This is a genomic window from Endozoicomonas sp. SESOKO4 (genome assembly GCF_024606275.1).
Genome location: NZ_JAHHPS010000651.1, coordinates 1 through 2,865 on the forward strand (window position 1 = coordinate 1; position 2,865 = coordinate 2,865).

The 2,865-nt window shown below is 44.6% G+C and carries 2 protein-coding genes; both read right to left on the minus strand.

The features are described 5' to 3' along the window. On the minus strand, positions 1-1,192 hold a 1,192-nt coding region (locus tag KDK16_RS12685), incomplete at its 3' end, for a hypothetical protein (protein ID WP_257276402.1). A 78-nt stretch (positions 1,193-1,270) separates the two neighbouring features. Continuing rightward, a complete protein-coding gene (locus KDK16_RS12690; RefSeq protein ID WP_306670808.1) occupies positions 1,271-2,551 on the minus strand; it encodes an IS4 family transposase in 1,281 nt (426 codons plus the stop codon). Between the last annotated feature and the right edge of the window lie 314 nt (positions 2,552-2,865).

Below are 2,865 nucleotides of genomic sequence, written 5' to 3' on the forward strand. Positions count from 1 at the left end.
TTACTACAGAGCTTATGGAATCAATTTCATCAATGACCTGTAATTTTATTTTTGGCATCACCCATATTGTTTTGGCGTCTGATGAGGGGTAGGACTCTATTATCTGACTGACACCAAAAACTTTCGGGTAAATAAGCTCTTCCCGGATCTTTCTAATTGCCCGCCTCTTTACTACCTTCCAGGTTTCCTGAAGGTTATTATCCGGCAATAATTTGACTGACGAGCTGGCTTGAGGCGGTTTGCGGAATATATTAATTGCATACTTTGAGTCATTAGATGAAAGGGAGTCTATCTGAGCTGTTCCCTCTGCAGTGTTGGCGCTGACAAGTATCGTTACTGGAATAGTAACCGTTTTTTCTCTCATCTTTTTTTTTGATTTTGATGTGCGTGGGGGCTCAATACCTAAAAGAAGTTGCCCTGTGATATGAAAGTGATAGTGATCGTGCTCACTTATAGTAGATCTTTCAGAAGCAGCACCATGGGAGGACTCTTCTTCCGGAGGTAGCAGTCCCGGGGTGGCATCAGTTAATGACTTTGCATGAGACTCGGTTCTTATCAGCTTCGGTCGCGAGGCCTCCTTAATGGCACTTTTGCCTGAAGCTGGTCGTTTTCGTGATGCTGGTTCATTTTCAACACTGGATGAAGCAGTGCTCCCGGAAATAGTAACTGTTGGATCTTTAAGAATGGGGTCAATCACATATAACTGATCCTGGTTTTGGATTTCAATGGGTCCTATCGGGAGGGCAAGGGGGAAGCCAGATCGTTGATCACCCTCAGTAGATGACATTTGAATTAATGTCTCGGGTGAAAACTCTTGAAGAGGCTCATGAGTCACTACGCCTTGATCTAAGGAAGGAGACAACAACCGATTTTGATTTAAAGAGTAAGAAGCCGGCCAGAGCTCCATACTAAAAAGCGAGTTTTTCCTATAAATAGTTTCAGGGAGGATAATTGCAACACTTGGCTTTAGTGACTGTGCCGGGTGTGTATAGGAACCGAGAGAATGTGAAATAATAAGGTGGCAACTATCCCCTTGTCGATGTGCGACGACAATTTCATCGTATAACTCATCAAAAGTAACACTGTACTCGGTGATGCTATCAGCCAAATCATCATCTGCGTTAGCATTCATGGCTAAATATCCAAGTGCAAGGGTAAAGAAAGTTCTTGCGAAAAGACTATAGGAAACCATGCTTTGTCACCTATTTGACTACTGGACAGAAACATTCTATCCATCCATCACTGCTAATCGGCACTCTTAGGGTAGACATTAAGCCCCACCCACAGCACAAAGACCTAATCTTGTACGCCCTGAACAACCATCTCGTGCAGGGTGTTCACGTTTCGCATTATCTGCCCAGAAGTTGAGCAGCTTCCTTGTATGTGAGAGTAGGGACTTTCCTGCATTCATAAGGGATAAAATGACATTACCAAACAGCCGGGTTCCACTTTTCATCGCCTTATGCGTCGAGATTTCTTCAATGGCTCCACTTTTATAGAGGTTCGCCTGCGCAGCATGGGCAAGATACCTTTTCAACGTCGCAACCACGAAGGACATCAGAATCAGGCTAAACACCAGTGTCGCTGATTTAGTGTTAAAACGATGCCACCCTGAATAGGACTTAATCTCTTTGAAGATAAGCTCTATTTGCCATCGTAGACGATAGGCCTGAAGTACTTCACTCAGGGTGAACTCAACCCGGTTAAGGTTGCTTACAACGAATACCCATTTCAGTTTCCTGTCATTCCAGCGGACAACAAAACGATATGGCCAGGCTTTGAATCCTGGCCATTCTACATCAAGGTCGAGGCATTGATCTTTAGGGAAGCCAGACAACACTTCCTTAAGTTTTTTCCCTTTGTAGCGATTGAGATTTTTGCCATCCTCCCGTACTGCGCTGAGTATTGTCGGGTTGATACTCTGAGGCGCCTTGCAGATAAAAGAACCCTCCCGGTCATCAATGGCAGCAAAGGATTCCAACTCAAAATAACCGGCATCAATCAGCATCAGGATATTGGCCATGGAGGTTGGCAGTGGTGGCAGACAGTCTCTTTCTGAACGGGTATCTTCAGTGAGCTGCACGCGCACCAGATTGTTGGTAAGAAGATCCATTGTCGTATGCAGTTCGACAGCAGCAGGACTGACCGTTGAGAACCTGCCGGGAAATGCTTCCTTCAGGGCATCGTAGACAGCTTGCGATGAGCCGTCATGAATCAGAATGTGCTCAAACTCTGAAAATGGACTGTCCTCATCAAACGCCATGACTTTGCGGGAAAAGACTTCCAGACATTGCACCCATAGCCAGAGGACAAGAGCAGGCATCGCGTCTTTTTTAGCTTGATTTGCCCAGGAACGATAGGAGACATTCAGACCCGTCAACTCATTAAATTTACGGTGGAGATCGGCTTGAGTATCGCAGTTTCCATCACCAGCGAGGGCATCAATCAGTGAAAGGATAAAGTCCAAGGGGCGGATATCTCGCTGTCGTATAGTAAAACCAAGCTGTTCCGCCATGCTGATGAGTTCAGACCGGTCGAAACACGTCAGCAGTTTTTTTCAACTAGTCTACTATTTGCAGTACTCATCTTGTTCAGCCTTGATACTTTTCGCGAAGCTTTATTTTGGCTGTTCAAGGTGAGTTCTGCCGCTGGAAATGAAGCTTTTTTGAGCTTAATGTCCACCCTAAGAATCGGCACTCATAGTAACACATAACTCTGGTTCAAGCGCCAGGCATCAGCGCATTCCTTTGAAACATTTGGTATTTTTAAGGAAGTATGACTATATTGACGTCTTCGTCTTGTTGTTATTTGTAGCCAGAAAATGCTACAAACTTTTTTATACGAGAAACTTCATGTTTAATAAAC